Raw genomic sequence first — 23,121 nt, 5'->3', positions numbered from 1 at the left:
TTGATATATTTCGGTAATTCTAACAAAATTAGATAGTCCACAGTGATTTTAACCCCTCAACCCCTCTAACCGCAGAAAATGCACCCGCCCCACATTATCCCCCGCCACCACCGTCACGCCATCCGGTGCAACCGCACAGGAAAGCATCGCACCATCCCCGGTAAAGGTGGCTAACACATCCCCCGTCTCCAAATCCCACACTTCCAGTGTGTTATCCTTTGATGCTGAGACCGCTCGTTTGCCGTCGGGGGTAATGGCTACTGCTTTTACATGGTTACTATGCCCCGTGAAGGTAGCCAGTTCCGTCCCCCTCTCCAAATCCCACAGTTTCAGGGTGTTATCCCCCGATGCCGAGACGGCTCGTTTCCCGTCGGGGGTAATGGCTACTGAATTTACCGAGCTACTATGCCCGCTGAGGGTAGCCAGTTCCGTCCCCGTCTCCAAATCCCACAATTTCAGGGTGTTATCCCACGATGCCGAGACGGCTCGTTTCCCGTCGGGGGCGATCGCTACTGCATTTACATCGTTACTATGCCCTCTGAGGGTGGCCAGTTCCGTCCCCCTCTCCAAATCCCACAGTTTCAGGGTGTTATCCCTGGATGCAGAGACGGCTCGTTTCCCGTCGGGGGCGATCGCTACTGAATTTACCCAGAAACTATGCCCTCTGAGGGTAGCCAGTTCCGTCCCCGTCTCCAAATCCCACAATTTCAGGGTGTTATCCCCCGATGCCGAGACGGCTCGTTTCCCGTCGGGGGCGATCGCTACTGCCATTACCCCGCTACTATGCCCGGTGAGGGTAGCCAGTTCCGTCCCGGTCTCCAAATCCCACAGTTTCAGGGTGTTATCCAACGATGCCGAGACGGCTCGTTTCCCGTCGGGGGCGATCGCTACTGCATTTACATCGCTACTATGCCCGGTGAGGGTTGCCAGTTCCGTCCCCGTCTCCAAATCCCACAGTTTCAGGGTTTTATCCAAAGATGCCGAGACGGCTCGTTTCCCGTCGGGGGTAATGGCTACTGAATTTACCCAGAAACTATGCCCTCTGAGGGTAGCCAGTTCCGTCCCCGTCTCCAAATCCCACAGTTTCAGGGTTTCATCCGAGGATGCCGAGACGGCTCGTTTCCCGTCGGGGGCGATCGCTACTGCATTTACCCAGCTACTATGCCCGGTGAGGGTAGCCAGTTCCGTCCCCGTCTCCAAATCCCACAGTTTCAGGGTTTCATCCGAGGATGCCGAGACGGCTCGTTTCCCGTCGGGGGCGATCGCTACTGCATTTACCCCGCTACTATGCCCGGTGAGGGTAGCCAGTTCCGTCCCCGTCTCCAAATCCCACAGTTTCAGGGTGTTATCATGGGATGCCGAGACGGCTCGTTTCCCGTCGGGGGCGATCGCTACTGCATTTACCCAGCTACTATGCCCGGTGAGGGTAGCCAGTTCCGTCCCCGTCTCCAAATCCCACAGTTTCAGGGTGTTATAGGATGCCGAGACGGCTCGTTTCCCGTCGGGGGTAATGGCTACTGCTCTTACCCAGCTACTATGCCCGGTGAGGGTAGCCAGTTCCGTCCCCGTCTCCAAATCCCACAGTTTCAGGGTTTTATCATCCGATGCCGAGACGGCTCGTTTCCCGTCGGGGGTAATGGCTACTGCATTTACCCCGCTACTATGCCCGGTGAGGGTAGCCAGTTCCGTCCCCGTCTCCAAATCCCACAGTTTCAGGGTTTTATCCAAAGATGCCGAGACGGCTCGTTTCCCGTCGGGGGCGATCGCTACTGCATATACCGGGCTATTATGCCCGCTGAAGGTGCGAATCAGTGGCCCGCCGGGAGGGGTGAGGTTGGCAATGAGAGGACGAAACCAGGGCTTGTCCTGCCATTGCTCGGCTTGGGTGAGCAGTTGGGCGATGCGGGAAGATTCCGCCGTAGCCAGGGGGGAACGATTGACTTTTTGCCCTTGACGAGGGGCATATTTCGGCAAGTATAGCCCTACAATGGGGATTCTTTCCCAGAAATAACGATAGGGTTGGGGAGAACTTAGATCCTCCTGATTCCCAGTGGGTTGGGGAGAGTCAACAAATGACAACAACCGCCCCCATAACTGGCTAACCAACTGACTGCTATCCTGCTCCAACACATGAGCCGACAACCGCAACGCCCCTTCCACCCGCTTCAGCAGACTGTCCCGACTCTCCCCAACCGTCACCGCCTCAAAATCTGCCAACAACGCCCGACTATCCGTCGCCTCTAACTTCCCTTGTAACCAATCAAAATCCCATAACAACCGCCGAAACGCCTCCATTTCCCCCGCCTCTCGGAAATGATAAAGCCCCTGCTGATACAGATAAACCTCTGCCGCCACCTCCGCCCCCGTCCAGGGAAACTTGCCACCGCCATAACTCTGCAACCAGTCTCGATGCAACGTCGCCGGATTCTGCACCTGTTCCCGTAAATACTTCTGCGGCACGTCATGCAGCGACATCCACCGCGAGGGCGACTCCCCAGACACAAACACTAACCCCCGTTGCGCCAACTCCGTCAACCACTGCCGCAACCGATAGTCCGACATATCCCCCCGCCGTCCCCACAACTTGACTAACGCCGCCTCCGACACTTGCACATCCGCTGCCACAATCCCTAAGTCTAAATACGCCTGTCGCAAGGGTGCGGCTAACTGCTCCACACTGGTTTTGAGGACTTTATAGATACTGCCCTCGGAAGAGTCGAGATAGTGCAAATCCGCCGCATCCAACGCCGTCACCAAATCCGCCCAACTGTTGCCCATGCCCACTTGCGCCCCCGCCAACTTCAAGGCTAAGGGCAAATTCCGGCAATGTTTCCGCACCGCCTCGGCTTCCGGCGGTAACATCTCGACATGGACTCTCGCCCAATTCGCTAATAATTGTCGCGCTTGGGTATCATCCAGCATCCCCAACTCATAGCCATTCGCCCCCAAACCCGCAATTAACCGAGCATCCCGCGTCGTCAGCAACAGGCGACAGTCCGGCCCCAACACCTCCACAAATCGCTCGGCTTCGGGTTGTGTCCACACATCATCCAGCACCAATAAACAACGCTTCTCTCGCAACAGATTGGAGAGATAGGCATTCCACTGCGGTTCCCCTTCCTGATAGGCACTGGTTTCCCCCAAGGTGGTGGCAATGCGTTGATACAGGGCGATACAGTCCGGCTTAATCCCCACTGTCAGCCAGATAATCCCATCGGGAAACTGTCGCCGCACGTCGTTATCCCGCCCTAAGGCTGCCGCTAACACCGTTTTCCCTAAGCCGCCCATCCCCTGTAACCCGACTTTTTGCGCCTGTCCAGTCATCACCAGGGTTTGATGGTTGGGGGTCAAGAGTCGTTCTTTTAATGCCGCAATATCTTCAGGACGGGGGAGAAAATGAGGGGGGAGTTTAGGAACCGTATCCACAGCCCCTAAACCGTGCCAAGGGGTGGCGGGTGCGGCTTGGCTGGGGCGTTGTAATTGGGCAATGGCAGCCAATACCCGGCGCATATCCTCACGGGTCGCCAGTTGCGGTAAATAGTCCCGAATCTCGTCAATTTTCGCCAACGTCGCCCCATGCAGGTCAAATAACATCCCCACAAAGGCTTTCCCCCCGTTATTGGCATCATCTTTGAGGACTTGGCGCAAGTGTTTGTTAAAGTTGGTGGCTAATTCCGCCGCCAAGTCGGTGATGACATCTTGATAACTCTCCGGGGTATCCCCCAAAACCCCCTTCTCGCATCCCTGTTGGAATAACCAGGTGACGACCTCCCGCCATTCCGGTTCCGGTAGAACCTGATACTCGGTAAACTGCTCCGGTGGTTGGCAGAAAATCTGATATAATTGCTGTTCTTGGAGGGTTTCAAACAGGTTCAGGGTTTGGGCTTGTTCGGCCCATTCCACCCAATAACCCTCGATATTGTCGCCCAATTTATCTAAGGACTTCCGAATATCGGGATACTTGGGGCTGATTTTTTCCGTCAAGGCTTTGGCTACGGTGCGTCCGGCGGCTTTGGCGATATCTTCATTCCGCAGCACATCGCTACTCTGGCTGCGTAATCGGTCTATTAATGTGCCTAGGTTGTTAGCAATTAAGCCATAGGTAACATTAGTCCCCAGGGCTAAAACAGGTCCGCTTAATGCTCCGGTGACAATAGCACCCAACCCCAACAAAGCGGTTCCCCCCAATAGCGGACTATTCAAAAGAATCAACCTATTTAAATCCATGGTTATCCTGCCACGAATGCACTGACTACAACTGCCTTGATTGTCTACTTAAACCTGGGGGGTGGGCGGGGATTTTTCCGGTCTTGGTAACTGGGAATATCACCCCATTAAAATGACTGTATCAATGACATGAATCACCCCATTGTCTGCTTCAATATCCGGGTTGATAACTGTGGCATTTTTCACCTCAAATCCCTCGGTAAAATTCAGAGAAATAGGCGCACCTTCCACCGAAGTTAAATAATCCAGTTTTTCTAGGTCTGCCTTCAGGAACTTGCCAGCAGCCACATGATATGTTAAAATCCGCGCTAACTGGGGTGGGTTCTGCACTAAGGTCTGAACAGTTCCGGGGGGGAGTTTCGCAAAAGCATCATCATGGGGCGCAAAAACCGTAAAAGGACCGGGAGTTTTCAGGGTTTCCACTAATCCCGCTGCCTGTACGGCTGCCACCAAGGTGGTGAAACACCCGGCACTCACTGCTATATCTACAATATCCGCCATTTATCCTAATTTACCCAACTCGAAAATAACAATTTCCACTTAATCCTAGACTAAATTGGAGCTAAAATTCAGCTTGGCAACCACCAACGGGGGACGGGCGGATGCGGAAATGATAGGAAGTTTGATATAATGATATCATCGGACTACGGCTACTAGCCACCAGGTATACAATTTGCTACTGCAACCATAGTCAGTTCCTTGAATCCTACTAAAACCCGTTCTAGCCTTGGTATTTGGACTCAACGCTTTATCGCCTCGCTGTTTTTGGGGGGACAGGTTCTGCTGCACATCCTACAGGGGAAAATTCACCGCCGCAATACCCTAGAACAAATGGCGATCGTTGGTCCAGAATCGTTATTTATCGCCCTGCTGACGGCTAGTTTCGTGGGTATGGTGTTCACTATTCAAGTGGCACAGGAATTTATTACCCTGGGCGCAGGTCACTTGGTGGGAGGAGTTCTGGCTTTGTCTCTCAGCCGTGAACTTACCCCGGTTCTCACTTCTGTGATTATTGCGGGAAGGGTCTGTTCGGCTTTTGCTGCTGAATTGGGAACTATGCGAGTTACAGAACAAATTGATGCGCTTTATATGATGAAAACTGACCCGGTGGACTATCTGGTGATTCCCCGTGTCCTGGCTTGTTCTCTCATGCTTCCCCTACTGACCATCATTTGTCTGATTACGGGGTTAGCAGGTGGGTTACTCATAGCTACGAGTTTTTACAATATACCATCGGTGCTGTTCCTCGATTCGATTCGAGATTTAATGGGATTGTGGGATTTGATTAGCGCGGAAATTAAGTCCTTGGTCTTTGGGTGGGCGATCGCTGTGATTGGAACCAGTTGGGGTCTGACGACGACGGGAGGCGCTAAAGGAGTCGGACAATCAACTACAACTGCTGTAGTTACATCCCTGCTGGCTATCTTTATTCTCGATTTCTTTTTATCCTGGTTACTATTCAAAGTCACATTTTCCGCCATCTGAATACCCATGACCTTAGCCAGACCCGATCAACTAGATCAGAAATTTATGGAAAATGTCCGACAGAATACTCCATCCTTCTCACCAGGTGGGGATGAATACCCGACCAATCTATTAACGTCTGATCGGACAACAAAACCAAACTTAACTTTTTTTATCAAAATAGATAATCTATGCTATAATAAGTTCAAGGAATCAGGTATCAGGCATGGGTAATAAGGCATACCGTTTTCGGCTCTATCCGAACCCAGAACAAAAAGCATTTTTAGCTAAATGTTTTGGTTGTTCTAGATTTGTCTATAACCATTTTTTGCGCTTAACTACCGATGTCTATGCTGAGTGTAAAAAGAGTTTGAGATATAAAGAATGGTCTAAACTTCTAACTCATCTCAAAAAAGAATATGAATGGTTACAAGAAGTTAATTCCCAATCCTTACAGCAAACTTTGAAAGATTTAGAAACTGCTTATGTGAGATTTTTTAAAGGATTGTCGAAATTCCCTAAATTTAAGAAAAGGTCAAATAAGCAGTCTTTTCGAGTCCCTCAATATTTCTCAATCACTGAAGACGGCGAGCTGAAATTGCCGAAAATGACCCAGATTAAAATGGTGATTCATCGAGAAATTGAAGGGGAAATCAAAAGCGTCACAATTACTCAAACAGCATCAGGTCAATACTATGCTTGTATTGTTGCTGAATTAGAAATCCCTAAAGCTCCTTTAAATGGGGAAAAAATTGGCATGGACTTAGGGTTAAAAGATTTTGCCATTACGTCAAAAGCCGAAAAATTTGCTAATCCCCGTTATTTTGAGCGTTCATTAAGACGCTTGAAAATTAGACAAAGGAAGCTAAGTCGAAAAGTCAAAGGCTCTAATAATCGCAAAAAAGAGAGGATTAGGGTAGCGAAAATCAACGAAAAAGTAGCGAATCAACGATTAGATTACCAACATAAAATTAGTCTGAAACTAACGTGCGATAACCAAGCCATTAGTTGCGAAGACTTGAAAATCAAAGTCCTGGTAAAAAATCGCCAATTAGCCCAACAGATTAGTGATGTAGACTGGGGACAATTTTTAACGCTTTTGGAATATAAAGGGGAATTATACGGCTGTGAAATTTACCGGGTAGATAGATCATTTCCGATTTCTAAAAGATGTTATAATTGTGGATATATCAAGGAGGATTTGACCCCAAAAGATAGAGAATGGAATTGTCCTGAATGTCATACATTCCATGACAGTGATGTTAATGCTTGTCTAAACCTTTTGCAGTTTGCTGAGTTTCAAATAGGGCAGGAAGTGTCCGAATCTACGCCTAACCAGACAGTTGAAACACTGTGTATCAAGAGTTAAGTTCTTGAGGGTAGGAAGCCCCACCCTGCTACGTTGAGGGTGGGGTACTTCACAGCCATCATCACGTGCCTTCAGTTAAATTAGTAAAGAGGGTCTATATACGGTCTATTCTGGGTAGGGTTCAGGCGAAAAATTGCCTAACCGGAATTTCAACCCCTTGGTTGGATAACAGGATTCCTTGGGGTCAAGGGATGAATTGACCTACTATGGGGACTCTTTGGGGTGCAAAGCATGACTCAAGGGGTCGCGACGGCCAGGAAGACCAGCCAGAATAGATGGCAGTAACAATAGGCGGGTATCTACTTCCCCTCAGCCTAGGGACTGATAGGGTATCGGCTGATTGATATATGTTGGCCAGCTATGGGTATTCGGTTCCTTCAACCCTACTGGGTCTAAAAATCCCCTAAAATTAAGAAACTTATTTGCGTCTACTTTGGGTCCACCTCATTAAAAAGGAGTATTATACAAATGACCTCAACTTCTCCGGTTACCAACGAAATTAAGACAGAATCTCTGCTGAAACGCTATAATCCCAAGGCTCATAACCATTATAGATTTCAAGATTTTTTTAGCCTGGAATCGTCCACGGGTTCGATCACGGATTGGAATAACTCCCGCAATGTCCTAACTAGCGAAGATTTTATTATTGGTCTGGTAGAAGGATTGGAAGAAGAAGTTGGTCCGGCTTCATCAGTGATTATGTACACGATTGGACATCAGTGGGGACTAGAAGATGCGGAATTTTTCCAAAAATGGTTTGAGGAAGAATTTGGCCGTAGTATCCGCAAGTCTAACCTCATGTTCCTGTTGGAAACCTGGTGGTGGCCATTTACGGCCCAAGGTTGGGGACGATGGGAGGTGGATATGAGCGATCGCCAACATGGCTGCATTTTTATTAATCTATTTGACTCGGCTGTGGCTCGTAGTCTGGGAGATGTGGGAAAACCTGTCTGTCACATCTACGCTGGGCTATTTTCGGGATTTTTTAGCACGCTGGTTAAAAAACCCCTCAGTTGCATTGAACTGCAATGCTACTCCATGGGGGAAACTTACTGTAAATTTCTACTGGGCAACCCCGATCGCATTGATGCAGCAGCATTCTGGCTGAATGAAGGAGCAACAGCACGGGATATTCAACGGAAATTACAAGATGGAAACCGAAGATAATGACTGACCAACACAACCACTGGCTATCTATTTCTGTTCAAGAATTCTTTAATAATCTTAATTGGCAAGGAACTACCCAAAGTTCCCCCAGCCCCAATAGCACCCAGGGTGAAGACTTAGAAACCTTGAGCATTTCTGTGGCGGAATTTTTTAGTCGGTTTGTATGGGAAGGCAAACCAGAAGTCGGAGTATTCGCCAATAACTCATCGGTTTCTTCGGCCGACAATTCGCCAGAAACAGAAGATGATGTCACCATCGACGATCTGGTAAATTTGTTCTAAAACTATAAGTTAATTATCAGGGAAAATCTGACCACATAATCCAACTCCCACATCCATAATTCCAAGGTAAACCTTATGTCCTCAGATATTAATAGCTTGTTGACTCAAGCTGAAAATCGCTATCTTAAACCTGAAGAACTTCAGGAATTTAAGCGCCATACCTCAACTTTGGCTCAAAGACTCAAGGTCTATGAATTTTTACGCGATCGCGAAGGGGCCATTTTTGAACCGATTGTCGAACAATTACAAACGGCTTTCCCTGATGCACAACAGCCCCTTGTGGAAAAATCTCTACAACATTGGATTCTGATTATGCGTCATTGTGCAATGGCTATCTTGCTTGATGATAACGACTACCTAAAAAATAATGTATTAGACTGGCTCAGAGGCTTTGTCAAGACTCGCCAAAGTCAAACCATTGAAACCAAAATTCATGAACTTTTACTAGCCCGCCTTCAAGAAATGCTCTCTCCTAAAGCCATGATTTACCTGGAAGATAACCTCAATCTCGCTAAAGACACCTTACTGACTGACTCAGATTAGCTGATTTATGCCGATGATTGTCTATTGCTTAAACAAGGAGACCAACCATGATAGAAATTGATGATCTACTTAAACAAAATCAACTACCAGGCAACTACTTCGCATTTAATAGTTACGTTAGGGGGGATTTAGAACTCGGTTTATTGGAAAATCGGCGCGGCGATCGCATTTTAGCCCTACCGGATACCCTAGTCAGAGCCATTTATAAGGGCCTAGAACAAGAAACAGGTCAAGCAGCCCGTCTGGTACTATTTAACTGTGGTCGTTGGTGGGGTAAACACTTTTACGTCAGATTTTGCGAAGAAATCGCCGAATATTACCATCAGCCCCTCGGCAGTATGGAAATGATACAATTTACTCAGTGCTTACAACAATGTTGGAAAACTCACGGTTGGGGAACTTTAGATATAGATGGGTCTTATTATCAACAAGGATTTCTGTTGATTAAGACCACTAACTCCCCCTTTAGCAATGATGCTCCCGAATGGAAACGGCCGGTTTGCTACCTAGAGGCAGGGTTATTGAGCATCTTTTTTAGCCAGTTAACTGGCCGTGATTTGCATTGTATCCAAACGAGTTGTCAATCCCAGGGGGCAGATTATAACTGCTTTATTCTGGGATTGAGCGATCGCCTCAAGGGTGCAGAAGCAATGGTTGATGAAAATCAAGACCATGACACCATTATCCGGCAACTTTGCCAACAAAAGTCTGGATAACCTATGGGAGGTTAAACCAGATTGATTTTTGCCCTAACCTATGGATGCCACAGAACTTATCAGTCGATATGCAGAAGGAGAGAGAAACTTTAAAGGAATTAGCCTGCGTGGCATTATCCTCACCACCAGCAACCATCCCGAAAGTAGTAGTATCTCTACCATCGGCGTAGGAGCCTCACAGATCAATAACAGAGCACAACTGATTGGGGCTGATTTTAGTGAAGCCGATCTCAGCGGCGCTCATCTCAGTTTAGCAAATCTAAGTAAAGTCAACCTCAGTGGAGCTAACTTAACTGGGGCTAACCTCAGCGGGTCTAGTCTCAATGGAGCCAATCTACAAGGTGCAACTTTAAGTGGTGTCAACCTAGAATCGGCTCATCTAAATTGGGCTGATTTAACCGAGGCCATTTTTATCAAAACCAATTTGCACAAAGCTGATCTCAGTTCCGCTAATTTAACCAAAAGCAATTTACAAGCAGCTAACTTAGTTCGTGCCTATTTAATTAAAGCTAATTTATCTGAGGCGGACTTATCCCAAGCTGATCTAAGTTCAGCTAACCTCAAGGATGTTAACCTTAGCGCGGCTAATCTGACTGAGTGCAAAATGACTCGTGCTAACTTGATGGGTGCTAACTTGACGGAAGCTGATTTAACTAGAGCTAATCTTGGTCGTGCTAATTTGCGCGGTGCTAACCTGACAGATGCCTATCTCAACTCAGCATCCCTGGTAGAAGCTGATTTGCATCAAGCTAACCTAACTAGAGCCAACCTCAGTAGAGCCAATCTCAGCAAAACCTATTTGCGAGATATCTGTCTTAACGGCGCTCACCTGACTAAGGTTAACCTCAGTGGTGCTGATTTGGGGGGGGTGGACTTGAGCCAAAAATTATTAACTGGGATTAATCTAGCCGGAGCCTATTTGAGTGAAGCTACTTTGGTGGGTGCATTGTTAATGGAAGCTAATCTTAGTGCTGCTAACCTGAGTGGCGCTAACCTGCAAAGTGCTTGCTTGATTCATGCTGACTTACGCGGCGCTTATCTCGATCGCGTCGATTTGAGTGATGCGAACCTTACGGGAGCTAATTTAACTAAGGCTGACCTCCGAGAAGCTAATCTTCGCGCCGCTATTTTGGCGGGGGTTGAACTCAAAGGCGCTCAATTAGCCGGAGCTACCCTCCCTAATGGCAAAGTTTACAAACCATCCAAGAAATGAGGAACCCCTTTCTGGCTCCCTCTCCCCCAGGGAAATATAGCGGCGGGTTCCCCTGAAAATTACACCTGACCACCAGAAGATTAATAAACCCGCCCTCTGGGGTGAGGGGGGTCTCAAGTATCAGATTCTTTTAAGTGTCAACTTATTTAGCATCTGTAGTACGAGACATATATTCACCGACCTGGAATTGAGTTTCTTTGAGTTGATTAATAATGGAGCGGGTAATCAGTTTACCAGTTTCCACCACGACATCCCCCGTAATAGGATGCAGGAGTTCCTGTTCAGCGCGTCTGCCAATCAAAGACTCCACATCCTCAATAGCGTTAATATACATCCCGGAAGGTAGTTCAATTACAATACCTTCTCCGAGAACCTGCGCTTGACAAGCGAGGCGGGATGTTTTTTGAGCGGTAGTAATTACTTCTAGGGTTCTTTGTTCTCGTCGGTTAACTGGCGACAAACTCTCCATGCCATCTTTAATATAAACATGACAGGTGGCGCACATTCCACGACCGCCACATTCTTTCAAGACATGAAGCTCTTTAGACAGCAAAGCAGATAAAAGGTTAGAATTAGTTTTAACCTCCATCTCCTCAGCGATAGGTTCGAGGCGGATCACTTTAGCCATAATGATGTGGTTCAGTCCTTGATTGTAATTGGGTTAAAGTATAGCGCCCAGCGCTACTGTGTTAACAGTTGGCTGAGGGTTTAGGCGAGAGAGTATCGGGTGTCAGGTTTGAGGAAATTCTCTCCCTGTTGTCACCTAAACCCTGTTGGTTACTTTTGAGATAGGGACGCTTCGGGTTCTTGGACCCAAATTACATAGGCTTTGGGTACTTTAGTAATTACAGTATTTTCCCCCATGTTGCTCAATTTGGCTATAATCTCAAAGGTCTTGTCAGCGGTGGGTACAGCCCGAAAAAAACTATAATATTCCTGACCGAGAGAAATAGCAGGAACAGGTCGTTCCAGATCAGGGACATTAATATGGCAGGGTTGATATTGGCTCCTAGATTGTATGATTCTAGTAGGAGCGGGATAATTTAATTGGGAATTGGGTTGAGACTCAATTTTAGATGACATAGTAATCCTGTGAGCGAATGTGGTATATGAACAAATCCAAAAAGTGGGAGCTTACTGTATTAGCTTGGGCATTAAATACAAATTTGTCATATATCTATTTTAATTGGATTTGGGGGGACACTGGCTAAAGCTATGCAGCGTTCTAAATACAGAATTTTGGGATTGGTAGGACAAGGACAGTACGGGAAGGTTTATTGCGCGAGCGATCGCCAAAAAGGTAAATTGGTGGCACTCAAGGAATTGAGCCATGAGCGATCGCCAACCAATCAGTTCCTACAAGAACTTTGGTATATCATTAGTTTACAGCATCCTAACATTGCTGCCTGTCTGGGTTTGGAACATATCCAAAACGGGCGCTATCTAGTGATGGACTACTGTGAGGCGGGAACTTTGCGGGGTTTAATTGAAGGCGATCAAACTCTAGGACTCCTCGAAGGTCTACAGATTATAGTAGAGATACTCGAAGGCTTAGACTATGCTCATCAGCGGGGCATAATTCACTGTGATATTAAACCAGAGAATATACTCCTGACGATAGTTGCTGGTAAATGGCAGCCGAAACTATCTGATTTTGGCATTGCTCGTCGTCTACCCAGTCACCATGATATAGGTTCTTCGAGTCAAGCGCCAGGGGGTTCTCCGGCTTATATGGCCCCAGAAAGGTTTTATGGTATGTACTCGGCCCAATCTGATGTATATGCTATGGGGGTGGTATTGTATGAATTATTAGTAGGCGATCGCCCCTTTCATGGTTTATTTAGTGAACTCATGTGGGCACACATGAACCATCGAGTTGAACGGCCCACTTTTTTGCCGGAGTGCCTACAAAATATATTACAAAAATCCCTGGAAAAACTGCCAGCCCGCCGTTTTCCCAGCGCCGGCGCTATGGCGGAAAGTTTAAAGGCGGCTATGGCTGATCCATCTGTGCAAGAAATAGGCGATCGCTTAATTCCCTGGTATTTGCCATCACAGATGACCAGAACAGGGGAAGCGGCGGACTCCCTAGACCAGGACAGTAATGCGATCGACTCCCTGGAATTTTATGATCTCCCCTACAAATTAAACAACCCTCCCCCCTCTGATAGCCAACCCCTTCTGGCATCAAATCCGACCCATCTCTACAGTGCTACCGGTAGCAATGTGATCACCTGGTCTTACACAGAACAACACTCTCAATCCTTCACCCTATCAGAATCTGTAGTTAGTTTATATCCCATGTCCCACGGGTGTTATATTTTGACCAATAATTATCTCCATTGGTGGCATAATTCCAGTCCTCAGCCAGACTCTCAATCCCTCGGGTTTCTCCAAAAAATCTTTAAAGAAACAGACACAACCCTTAAATCAACTACCCTCGCTATATCCCAGGATTTAGTTAAATCTCGTTTGAATTCTTCCTTAGTAGGTCAAGCAGATCTACTTCCAGAATGCCAACGGGACTATTTAACCATCGCTGTACCTGGTCAACTGCGATTCTACTCCCTCACCAAAGGATTAACTAACCCCGACCATAGCACCGAAAATCAGGGTCACTCATCCATAAAACTCCTAAAAGTGATTTCCGTTTCCACACAAATACTGCCTCAATTAACCTTTATTGATGGGCGACATTTACTGGCTACTTGGTCAAACACTAAACCCTCATCACCGAAAACTATTTTTCAGATGTACAGTCGCCGAGGTGCGCGCATGGGAACTATAAAATTACCCATCAATGTTAACCAAGTATTCGCCACCCCTCATCCTTATACGATCCTGGCTTTATGTCAGCATCAACCATTAACCCTACTGCAAATCAATCTTAAACCTCTCAGTGTCATTCGTGTGGCTGTAGCATCTCCCCCGACAGCTTTATTTATGGCAGACTGGGGTTATGGTTGGACGATCGAACCTGGAAAAATGCAAATTTTTAATTGGTCAGGTCATCGTTTAGTTGAGTATAACTGTCCTGTCGCTACAGCCTTAGCACCTTGGAAACAAACTGGTTTAGCCTTAGTTACCTCAACAGGGGACTCTATTAAGGTAGTCGATAGTCTAGGTCTACCTGTGCAAGAATTATCGGAGGACATTTGATGTCTGATCTAATTATTTATGGTGGCGATAGTACCACGGCGAAAAATATGTCGATCGCCCAACAGTTAACTTTACTGAAAGTTGATGTTTCCCGTCTCAGAGATTTGGGTAAATGTCTGGGAACAGGCGCTTTAATTAACAGTCTGGAAAAGTTGGTAGAACTGATATTTAGTCTGCGATCGCTAGTTAATGATTCATCATCTGATGCTCTCCTACAGACTAATGCTGAGATTAACTCTGATTCCCTCTCTATCGCCAGTGAGCCACCTTTTTACCCCGAAGAACGTCTGATTCCCTACGTTACCGAGGAACTGGGGGATATTTGGAATCATTTTTTAGAAGGGCAAAAAACCACAGAAAAAAGTTACCCTAAGTCCGGCAATTTATCGGATCAGACTCCATCGGAAATTGTAACTCTCGGTGATTTACAAAGTCTATTATTGTGGCGCTTAGGCTGTAGTGCTGAAAATATTATGGCGCTGCTAACTGGAATTGAAGTGATGGTGACTTCCCCTCAAGGTCAAAGAAAACCGGGGGTTTTGCGACTGGTAGCTAGTTTAATCCTGAAAACTTCCCAGGGTGAATATGATTTAGACCTGGCTACGGGTGATAGTCCGAAATTTAATTTACATCATAATGCGATCGTGCAGTCTTTTGACTGTGAGTTATGTACTGTTCCTCGTTCAGCCAAGTCTCTGCTTGAGCAGGTTCAAAATATGATTAATCAGGAATTTGAGGCGCTGGATTTATGGAAATCACAATCAATTGCAGTTCTCGAACCTGGATATAATTGGGAACCCGGTCAACTCTTATTAGATTTCGGATTTGAGTTTTTAGTTAATTATCCCTCGATGCAGTGGAGTAACCATCAGGTTAATGAGGTGAATTATTATCCCGTTGAAGGTAGTTACGATTCGGGAGAACTGACCCCAGCCCTTTTGTTGGTAAGTCAACTTAAACTCACTGATATGATGATTTTGAGTCGTTATTTTCAAGACATAATTACTGAAAAAATAGCGGCTCCCCTGGTTAAATTCTGTTTAATGAATGAGAATTTTGCGGGGAGTGATGAACCCAGAAAATCATCGGTTTCTGAGAGTAAAAATCGCCCGGTTTCTTCCCCAAAACCTAAACTATCCCCAGATATATTTAATCGTTTTCTGATTCGCAAAGCCTGGGATTTGGTGGAAGCGATCGCCTCAGAATCTCAAGATAATCGCCAATCATCTCCTTATGGCTATGTGATGATTCCTCAAGTTAGCCTCAGTCAGTTGATCCAATCTCTGATGTGGCATACTGTCAGAGGTTCGGCGGCGATCGCTAGACTTATTGGTGGCATTACCGTCCGCGTTCTCGAACCGGGTAAACTATGGTATAAAGGAACCCTTAGATTAGTGGCGATTTTAAGTGCTGATTTCCCAGGGTATCATTGGGAAATTGATATCGCTACCCGTGAACCTCCCCGGTTGATAGGTACTATATTAGATGAAAGTGCCGTGATTGATTGGCAACCTGACGAGACTGGGGTTGACAATGGCGGCGCTCTAGTATCGGCGATCAATACTCCCAGTCCCCTACAATGCTTAGGTGGTCAAAGGTTTCAGCAAGTGGGTATCTGTAGCGACGCAATTATTACTCAACTGCGAGATGTGTCGCCGGAATTGGGGATATGGATCGATGGGGTAGAAATTGATTGGGAAGAACCCATGCTGACTGAATCAATTTGGCGATCGGGACTCGCACAATTGGTATTAGTTTGGGAGTGGGTTAAGTAGGCGCGGGTTCACGATGGGTATATCATAGTTACCCCGCCCACCACCATACACAAAAAATGCCTCCTAGGGGCTGTATTAGAGCCTATATCCTAGGATAAATCTGATTTTTGATAAAAAAGCTGTCGATGGGTAGGAGTGTCTCTAAATGTATGTATATGCCTTTATTAAGAGTCAATCAATTAGTTGGAAATCCCTTCAGGGAATCTATGAACCAGTAGTTTTGCTGGAGGCTGGGGCTTTGTCGGCGCTGGTGGAACCGAACCTACAGGCGGAAAATCTCTCGACTGACAATGAGGAAGAGTTGATGCGGGCGGTTTTGATTCATGATCGGATTGTGTGTCAGATATTTGAGGAAACTACAGTTTTACCTGTGCGATTTGGGACTTGTTTCGATTCCGAGGCGAGATTGTGCGAACATCTGACCACAGAGGGCGATCGCTATTTTCGGCAATTAGAAAAATTAACAGGTCGGGCTGAGTACCTACTGGAGGCTATCCCCCAACCATTCAACCAGGAGAAGCCATCTTCTGATACCACCGCGCCGCCAACTAAGGGACGGGACTATTTTTTGCAGAAAAAACGCCTACACCAGCAGCGCCTCAATTTTGAACAGCAACAGGAACAACAGTGGCAAGAATTTATAAATGCGATCGCCAGTAAATATCCCATAGTTCAGGGTAAAGCTACCGAGGACGCCGAACGCATTTATTTGCTGATTCCCCGCACTCAAGAACTAGCCCTAGTTGAGTGGGTCGCCCAACAGCAACAAAAAATAGACCTATGGGAGTTCAGTCTTGGAAATGCAGTTCCTGCGTACCATTTTCTTTAAAAAATGTACCCTCTACCCAGAACCCATTTGAGCGCGATAAATTATGAAACTGCCGAAAACTGCCCCTGATTTGCTACAATCTTCAAGGTTGTCTTGGTAAATATATAAGAGTATCCTTGAGTCAGTCCATCAATTTGCCCAGAGTAGATGAATTTTTAGAAGAACTTGCAGCCATTCAGCAAACCGGCTCCAAGCGCATTGCCTTACTCGGTTCCCGCCATATTCCCTTAACCCATCAGAATTTGATTGAGATGATGAGTTATGCCCTAGTATTGGGGGGAAACCATCTGATTACCTCCGGTGCAACCGGGACTAACTCAGCCGCCATTAGAGGGGCAATGCGGGCTGATCCTAATCTGTTAACGGTGATTCTGCCTCAGAGTCTCGAACGTCAGCCTCGCGAGTCGCGGTTACAGCTAGAACAGGTAATCCATTTGGTCGAAAATCCCTCTGGAGATACCTTATCTCTGGCCGAAGCTAGTTCATCCTGTAATCAGGAAATTATTTCCCGGTGTCAGCAGTTGATATGTTTTGCTTTTCATGACAGTGATACTTTGCTGAAGACCTGTGAAGAAGCCGAAAATCAGCGGAAGGTGATAACTTTGTTCTATTTGGATTGAAGCCAGAGGTTGCCAGTGGCACTTAGTTGGTGTAGATCTATTGGGGCAAGTTCTCAGAGATATAAACTATCTCATCCCTATATGCCTGATTTGATCTTAAATGCAAAAATCACACTGCTGTTACCGAAAAATTGGGTACAAAGACCCGTCCTTTAGCCTAGCTGGGGACGGCTTTTTATCAAAATTGTTGCATATTTGGATGTTTGGGGTTAGAATCCTTGTCCTAAGAAATCAGTAGAACATTACATAACAACGAAGACTTATGACTTCAACATCTTCTTTCGATATTGTCAGCGATTTCGACCGTCAAGAATTGGTCAATGCACTAGACCAAGCCAAACGAGAAATTATTAGTCGCTACGATTTGAAAGATACTAATACTACCCTAGAACTTGGTGATGAGATAATTGTTGTCAATACCGACAGCGAGTTTACTCTTGATGCGGTCCATACGATTATGCAAACTAAGGCGGCTAAACGTAATCTATCCCTCAAAATTTTTGATTATGGAAAGGTTGAGTCAGCTAGTGGAAACCGAGTCCGCCAAGAAATTACCCTGAAAAAAGGGATTAGCAAGGATGTGGCTAAACAGATTACCAAGATTATTAAAGATAATTTCAAAAAATCTCAGGCTTCTATCCAAGGTGATGCGGTGCGGGTTTCTAGTAAATCTAAAGATGATTTACAGGATATCATTAGATATCTCAAGCAAGAAGATTTCCCCGTAGCACTACAATTTACCAATTACAGATAGTTAATATCCTACCCGGCGATCGCACCCGATCGCCTACGGTAGGGTGCGTCAGAACCCGGCTATATAAATCCCCAGGAATAATGCTCGGCGCTACGCACCATGGAGGCTATATGAATCCCACAGAATAATTCTGATGCTATCAGTTCAATTATCGGTTATGGTGCCTCAGAAATTAATTATCCCGTGTTGATTTCAATTCTCGGAGTCTGACGCACCCTACTGATAGACCTTTCAATCAATTATCCGGTCTTGATTTCAATGGTGGTGCGATCGCCTACGGTAGGGTGCGTCAGAACCCGGCTATATAAATCCCCAGGAATAATGCTCGGCGCTACGCACCATGGAGGCTATATGAATCCCACAGAATAATTCTGATGCTATCAGTTCAATTATCGGTTATGGTGGCTCAGAAATTAATTATCCCGTGTTGATTTCAATTCTCCGAGTCTGACACACCCTACTGATGGTTACTTTATGGTTAAGTATTCAGCTATAGTAATTCGTTTGGGTATGACTGGCTATATACACTCGATAACTTTATGGCAATTGATGACAGGAACTTCACTGATTCCTGATATTATTTCTGAGAGAACTTGCACAATTGCTCCCCTTGTGTAAGAATGACTCATACTATATTGGTTATCAAGGTAAAACAGTATAATCAGTCAATCAGGATTGGTTATTGAGATAATTGTTGTATCATCTGAACCAAATATGCCAAAAGTAATTTCAATTCACTCCTACCGAGGCGGAACAGGTAAATCCAACTTTACCGCGAACCTGGCGACAACTGTAGCTTCCAAAGGCTACCGTGTGGGTGTAGTAGATACAGATGTTCCCTCACCGGGAATTCATAATTTATTTAGCCTAGAAACAGAACAAATTGATCAAACCCTGAATAACTACTTATGGGGTGAAAGTCAGATTGAAGATGCTGCTTATGATGTCAGTGAACATCTAGGATTAAGTGGAAATGGCAAACTATATCTAGTCCCTTCCAGTGTGAAAGCTGATGATATTGCTAGAATTTTAAAGAATGGCTATGATGTCAAACTGATGAATGACGGATTTCGTCGTTTAGTCAAATTGTTAGAATTGGATTATTTGTTTATCGACACTCACCCAGGTTTATCAAAGGAAACCTTTTTGTCGATCGCCATTTCCCATGTACTAATTCTAATTTTGCGTCCCGATAAGCAAGATTATCAGGGAACAGCAGTTACCATAGATGTGGCTAGACAGTTAAATGTTAGGAAAATGCTGCTGGCTATCAACAAAGCCCATAGTAAACTGAATTTAGACGCACTGAAACAAAAGGTAGAACAAACATACGGCGAAACTGTCGCGGGTGTGTTTCCCCTCTCGGAAGATTTACTACAATTGGCAAGTGAAGGGGTGTTTTGTGTGAAATATCCTGAACATCCCGTCAGCCAAGAATTTGCTAAAGTTGCCAATCAAATTATTGAGGGATAAAAATTATGTCTGATTTTGGAGATTTAAAATCTCTGGCTAGTTCCATTGCATCCGTGGTCTCACCTTTTCGTAACTATTTAAATGATTTGTACGAAAAATATCAGCCACTAAATGAGGGAAAAATCGCTGACTATATTCCTGAGTTAGCATTGGCAAAACCGGAATGGTTCGGGATTTGCGTAGTGACTCCAGAGGGTCAGATTTTTGAGGTCGGAAATTGTGATCAGTTGTTCACAATTCAATCTATTTCTAAACCGTTTGTATTTGGTTTGGCTTTGTCAGATTGTGGCCGGGAATATGTCAATAGTAAAGTGAGTGTAGAACCGAGTGGGGAAGCCTTTAACGCTATTGTTTTGGATGAGGTTACTAACCGACCCTATAATCCTATGGTAAATGCTGGGGCGATCGCCACCGCAGATTTAATCAAAGGTCAAAACAGCACCGATCGCCTGAAACGATTGCTAGAAATGTTCAAAGGCTACACGGGACGAGATCATGATATTAACGTCCCTGTTTTTCTCTCTGAGAAAGCCACGGGAAACCGAAATCGGGCTATGGCTTATTTGATGCTGAACTTTGGTATGGTCAGCGACAAAATTGATGAAACCTTAGACCTGTACTTTCAGCAATGTTCAATTCTCGTTAATGCTAAAGATTTAGCTATGATGGCTTGTACCTTGTCTAATGGGGGTATTAATCCAATCACTAAGCAACGGGCTGTTGATGAACATTATGTGCAGGATATAATTAGTGTGATGCTCACCTGTGGGATGTATGACGCATCAGGAGAATGGGCTTATCGGGTGGGAATACCTGCGAAAAGTGGCGTAGGCGGCGGTATTTTAGCCGTGGTACCAGGAAAGTTGGGGATTGGTATATTTTCGCCGCCTTTGGATCCTAAAGGTAATAGCATTCGAGGCGTTAAGGTGTGTGAAGACCTATCACAGGATTTTGGTTTACACCTGTTTAATGTAGCTAAAAGCGATCGCAATTTAGAAGAGTGGATTGCTGGTGGTGATGGTCTACATGACTTCTAACAAGTCTCCACTATCCACAGTGGCAGATGTTAGCCTAACATCCAGGTTAACCTAAGTCTTTTGTCTAAAATTTCTGGCACCCCAAACTATTTGGTTAACATCTTATATCCCCGCCCGCACTTTAGTCGGGGCTTTAATACTGTAGAAAAAAAAATTTTTTGACCCCCAGAAACTATCTGATTTAAACTGGCTATGAACCTCGCTAAAAACTCACCTGTTCGTCGATTTCGTCTCAGAACAACCCTACTGATTCCCTTTCTTTTGCAAATTGTGGGAGGGGTTGGTTTGGTAGGATGGATTGGTTATCGCAGTGGACAACAAGCTGTGAATAATGTAGCTACCCAATTACGCAGTGAACTGACCAATCGGATTACCGAAAAGTTATCCTCCTATACGGAGATTCCCAAAACTATTAATCGTTTCAATGCTAATGATTTTGCCCATGGTGATCTAAATGTCAGTAACACCTTTGGGGAACACAAATTCTGGCAGCAGATGCAGATTTATCCTAGCTTGAGCTATGTCTATTGTGGTGACGAAGATGGTAGTTTTTTTGGGGTAGGTAGACTTGACCAACAAGACCGTTCCAATGTAATTATGGTGTATAGCAATTTCTCGACTGACTTTATGCGCCAGGATTTTGCTTTTGATGAACAAGGAAATCGGACTGAACAAATTGGCACTCTTGAACAACCTTATGATCCACGCCAAAGACCTTGGTATAAAGCCGCTCAGGCTGAACGTAAGGCTGTGTGGAGTGAGATTTATCTTTCTTTCTCCACCCTATTACCTACCATAACAGCAAGTCTCCCGGTTTATAGTCTGACCAATGGTTCTCTGATCGGGGTTTGTGCAACTGACTTTTTTTTACCCCAAGAAGTGAGTGGGTTTTTGCGAAATTTGGAGATTGGTAAAACTGGGACGGCTTTTATTATGGAGCGTTCTGGTAAATTGGTGGCTACTTCTACGGGAGAACCTACTGTTGGAGATGATCGTGAACGATTGTTGGCGATCGCCAGTGAAAATGACGCAGTGCGCGCTACCGCTAATTATCTGAGCGATCGCTTTAATGATCTCAGCAATATTCAAACTGTTGAAAAATTAGATTTTCAGTTGCAGGGTGAGCGACAATATGTTCAAGTTGTGCCATTTCGAGATGTAAATTTGGATTGGTTAGTAGTTGTAACCATTCCCGAATCGGATTTTATGAGCGAAATTAATGCCAGTCGTCAAAAGTCGATTGGGTTAAGTTTCGGGGCGTTAATAATAGCGATCGCTGTCGGAATTTTCACCTCTCGCTGGGTGACTCGACCGATTTTGCGCGTTTCCCATGCGGCTGATGAATTAGCGCAAGGTGAACTAGATCAACAGGTAAAACCTAGCCCAATTATTGAAATCGATCGCTTGGCGAAGTCTTTTAATAGTATGGCACAACAACTGAAACAATCATTTTCTGCCCTCCGCCAAAGTGAAGCGACTAATCGCGCCATTGTTAATACTATTCCAGATTTAATGATTCGCGCTAAGGGGGATGGTAGTTATCTTGATGTGGTCGGTAGCGATCGGCTGGAGGGAGTAGATAGTAATGGCGAGCAATTTTTAACCTCTAATCGATTGCCAAAGGGAATCACTATCCAGGAGTATTTACCCGATAATAATGAACAATTAATGCAGAATATTCAACAAGCATTAAAAAGCGGAGAGTTACAAGTTTATGAACATCAAATAATCCGGGATGATAAGTCTGTGGATGAAGAGGTGCGAATTATGGTTTTGGCAGAAGATGAAGTTTTGATTATCGTGCGAGATATCACCGACCGCAAACAAGCAGAAGAAGCCTTGCGTATTGCTGAGGAAAACTACCGCAGCATTTTTGAAAATGCTTTAGAAGGGATTTTTCAATCGTCCCCTCAAGGAAAATTTATTAATGCTAATCCGGCTTTAGCCAAAATTTATGGCTATGATTCTCCTGAAGAAATGATGGCAAGTATTACCAACATTAGTGAGCAGCTTTATGTAGACCAGGAAAAAAGAACCGAGTTTAGATATTTGTTATCTAAACAAAATTCAGTCAAAGATTTTGAATATCGTTGTTACTGCAAGGATGGTAGTATTATCTGGATTCAAATTGATGCGCGTGTCGTGAATGATAACAATGGCAATGTGTTGTATTACGAAGGCATTGTTCAAGATATTACTGAACGGAAGCGCAAGGAGGAGCAACTAAAACGACAATTGGAAGAGTTGCAAATTGAAATTGATCATAAAAAACGTCAAAAAGAAGTGGCTAGTTTAACTGAGAGTAGTTATTTCCAGGAAGTTCAGCAGGAAATATCTAACGTTAACCTTGATGAATTCTGGAGTTGACAAAAAATTGATAATTATTAACTGTAGGGGCGGGTTCTGCTGTCAACTCTCAATTCCCAAGGACGATATTAATCAACCCGCCCCACCCCACCCGGTCATTAATTATTAATTATTAATTATTAATTGT

At 45.2% G+C, this 23,121-nt stretch carries 19 protein-coding genes; 15 read left to right on the top strand and 4 right to left on the bottom strand.

From position 1 onward, the window contains the following. Positions 1–48: 48 nt before the first annotated feature. Both NLZ44_RS08595 and NLZ44_RS08590 read right to left on the bottom strand, forming a co-directional pair. A complete protein-coding gene (locus tag NLZ44_RS08595; protein WP_493752502.1) occupies positions 49–4,227 on the bottom strand; it encodes an NB-ARC domain-containing protein in 4,179 nt (1,392 codons plus the stop codon). Positions 4,228–4,326: 99 nt separating this feature from the next. Continuing rightward, entirely contained in the window at positions 4,327–4,728 is a 402-nt protein-coding gene (locus NLZ44_RS08590; RefSeq protein ID WP_006621124.1) for a fasciclin domain-containing protein, read from the bottom strand. Positions 4,729–4,926: 198 nt separating this feature from the next. Between NLZ44_RS08590 and NLZ44_RS08585 the strand changes: the two genes are divergently transcribed. From NLZ44_RS08585 to NLZ44_RS08555, 7 genes are all read left to right on the top strand, one after another. Beyond that, the gene (locus NLZ44_RS08585; RefSeq protein WP_111893630.1) at positions 4,927–5,712 is read left to right on the top strand and encodes an MlaE family lipid ABC transporter permease subunit; all 786 of its coding nucleotides are present in this window, start codon (positions 4,927–4,929) and stop codon (positions 5,710–5,712) included. 205 nt (positions 5,713–5,917) lie between these two features. Beyond that, on the top strand, positions 5,918–7,060 hold the full coding sequence (locus NLZ44_RS08580; protein WP_493752501.1) for an RNA-guided endonuclease TnpB family protein: 1,143 nt from the start codon (positions 5,918–5,920) through the stop codon (positions 7,058–7,060). Between the two features lie 468 nt (positions 7,061–7,528). Continuing rightward, complete coding sequence (locus NLZ44_RS08575) at positions 7,529–8,227, top strand: V4R domain-containing protein (RefSeq protein ID WP_493752500.1); 699 nt, start codon at positions 7,529–7,531, stop codon at positions 8,225–8,227. Next, positions 8,227–8,508, top strand: coding sequence for a hypothetical protein (locus tag NLZ44_RS08570; RefSeq protein ID WP_493752499.1), 282 nt, complete (start codon positions 8,227–8,229; stop codon positions 8,506–8,508). The genes NLZ44_RS08575 and NLZ44_RS08570 overlap by 1 nt, the downstream gene beginning before the upstream one ends. 75 nt (positions 8,509–8,583) lie before the next feature. Beyond that, positions 8,584–9,051 (top strand): globin family protein, encoded by a 468-nt coding sequence (locus NLZ44_RS08565; protein ID WP_493752498.1) that lies wholly within the window; start codon positions 8,584–8,586, stop codon positions 9,049–9,051. Positions 9,052–9,098: 47 nt separating this feature from the next. Next, positions 9,099–9,767: a V4R domain-containing protein gene (locus NLZ44_RS08560; RefSeq protein ID WP_493752497.1), complete on the top strand. Its 669-nt coding sequence runs from the start codon at positions 9,099–9,101 to the stop codon at positions 9,765–9,767. 40 nt (positions 9,768–9,807) lie between these two features. Further along, on the top strand, positions 9,808–10,980 hold the full coding sequence (locus tag NLZ44_RS08555) for a pentapeptide repeat-containing protein (protein ID WP_493752496.1): 1,173 nt from the start codon (positions 9,808–9,810) through the stop codon (positions 10,978–10,980). A 142-nt stretch (positions 10,981–11,122) separates the two neighbouring features. On the opposite strand, the gene NLZ44_RS08550 is transcribed toward NLZ44_RS08555, so the two are convergent. After that, on the bottom strand, positions 11,123–11,608 hold the full coding sequence (locus NLZ44_RS08550) for a 2Fe-2S iron-sulfur cluster-binding protein (protein ID WP_493752495.1): 486 nt from the start codon (positions 11,606–11,608) through the stop codon (positions 11,123–11,125). A gap of 149 nt (positions 11,609–11,757) precedes the next feature. Then, a complete protein-coding gene (locus tag NLZ44_RS08545) occupies positions 11,758–12,063 on the bottom strand; it encodes a hypothetical protein (RefSeq protein WP_493752494.1) in 306 nt (101 codons plus the stop codon). Between the two features lie 132 nt (positions 12,064–12,195). Here NLZ44_RS08545 and NLZ44_RS08540 point away from each other — a divergent pair, with 132 nt between their 5' ends. The 8 genes from NLZ44_RS08540 to NLZ44_RS08505 all read left to right on the top strand — a co-directional run bounded on the left by NLZ44_RS08540 (position 12,196) and on the right by NLZ44_RS08505 (position 22,994). Further along, positions 12,196–14,139: a serine/threonine-protein kinase gene (locus tag NLZ44_RS08540; RefSeq protein ID WP_493752493.1), complete on the top strand. Its 1,944-nt coding sequence runs from the start codon at positions 12,196–12,198 to the stop codon at positions 14,137–14,139. Then, the gene (locus NLZ44_RS08535) at positions 14,139–15,914 is read left to right on the top strand and encodes a hypothetical protein (RefSeq protein ID WP_493752492.1); all 1,776 of its coding nucleotides are present in this window, start codon (positions 14,139–14,141) and stop codon (positions 15,912–15,914) included. The genes NLZ44_RS08540 and NLZ44_RS08535 overlap by 1 nt, the downstream gene beginning before the upstream one ends. Before the next feature lie 145 nt (positions 15,915–16,059). Then, the gene (locus tag NLZ44_RS08530; RefSeq protein ID WP_493752491.1) at positions 16,060–16,743 is read left to right on the top strand and encodes a GvpL/GvpF family gas vesicle protein; all 684 of its coding nucleotides are present in this window, start codon (positions 16,060–16,062) and stop codon (positions 16,741–16,743) included. 116 nt (positions 16,744–16,859) lie between these two features. Beyond that, the gene (locus NLZ44_RS08525; protein WP_493752490.1) at positions 16,860–17,363 is read left to right on the top strand and encodes a DNA recombination-mediator protein A; all 504 of its coding nucleotides are present in this window, start codon (positions 16,860–16,862) and stop codon (positions 17,361–17,363) included. A 262-nt stretch (positions 17,364–17,625) separates the two neighbouring features. Continuing rightward, complete coding sequence (locus NLZ44_RS08520) at positions 17,626–18,117, top strand: YajQ family cyclic di-GMP-binding protein (RefSeq protein WP_493752489.1); 492 nt, start codon at positions 17,626–17,628, stop codon at positions 18,115–18,117. Positions 18,118–18,831: 714 nt separating this feature from the next. Next, a complete protein-coding gene (locus NLZ44_RS08515; RefSeq protein ID WP_493752488.1) occupies positions 18,832–19,590 on the top strand; it encodes a MinD/ParA family ATP-binding protein in 759 nt (252 codons plus the stop codon). A gap of 5 nt (positions 19,591–19,595) precedes the next feature. After that, complete coding sequence (gene glsA, locus NLZ44_RS08510; protein WP_493752487.1) at positions 19,596–20,627, top strand: glutaminase A; 1,032 nt, start codon at positions 19,596–19,598, stop codon at positions 20,625–20,627. 192 nt (positions 20,628–20,819) lie between these two features. Next, complete coding sequence (locus tag NLZ44_RS08505; RefSeq protein WP_493752486.1) at positions 20,820–22,994, top strand: PAS domain S-box protein; 2,175 nt, start codon at positions 20,820–20,822, stop codon at positions 22,992–22,994. The last annotated feature ends 127 nt before the right edge of the window (positions 22,995–23,121 follow it).

The sequence above is a fragment of the Arthrospira sp. PCC 9901 genome, from assembly GCF_059013425.1.
This window is presented reverse-complemented; position numbering and strand designations above follow the sequence as displayed.